Consider the following 597-nt stretch of genomic DNA (forward strand, 5'->3'; position numbering starts at 1 on the left):
CCTAGCTTTTGTTTGGCTTTAGTAGAGTCACCCAACAACGTCTCCACTTCTGTGGGTCGAAAATATCTAGGGTCTACTTGTACGATGCATTTACCATCTGCATCATGGCCTTTTTCGTCAACTCCTTTACCACTCCATTCCACTTGAATATCAAGTTCTTTTGCTGCTGCGTTAACAAAGTCTCTAACGCTATATTGTTGACCTGTTGCAATTACATAGTCTTCTGCTTCTGTTTGTTGCAACATTAGCCACTGCATTTCTACATAATCTTTTGCATGTCCCCAATCTCTGAGGGCGTCCAAGTTCCCTAAATATAATCTTTCTTGTAATCCAAGTTTTATCCTCGCTAGTGCGCGTGTAATTTTCCTGGTTACAAACGTCTCTCCCCTAATTGGACTTTCATGACTAAACAGGATGCCATTACATGCATAAATTCCGTATGCTTCGCGATAATTCACAGTTATCCAATATGCATAGAGCTTTGCTACAGCATACGGGCTACGTGGGTAAAATGGCGTCTTCTCTGTTTGCGGTGTTTCTTGAACTAGTCCATATAACTCTGATGTCGACGCTTGGTAAAATTTAGTTTTCTTTTCA

1 protein-coding gene is annotated in these 597 nt (G+C 40.9%); it reads right to left on the minus strand.

All coding sequences use genetic code 11. The features are described 5' to 3' along the window. Positions 1-597, minus strand: a 597-nt coding sequence (locus tag ACQY5W_RS13360; RefSeq protein ID WP_428025461.1) for a GDP-mannose 4,6-dehydratase, incomplete at both ends; no start/stop codon positions are given.

The organism is Arcobacter sp. (assembly GCF_050300555.1).
Taxonomy (GTDB): domain Bacteria; phylum Campylobacterota; class Campylobacteria; order Campylobacterales; family Arcobacteraceae; genus Arcobacter.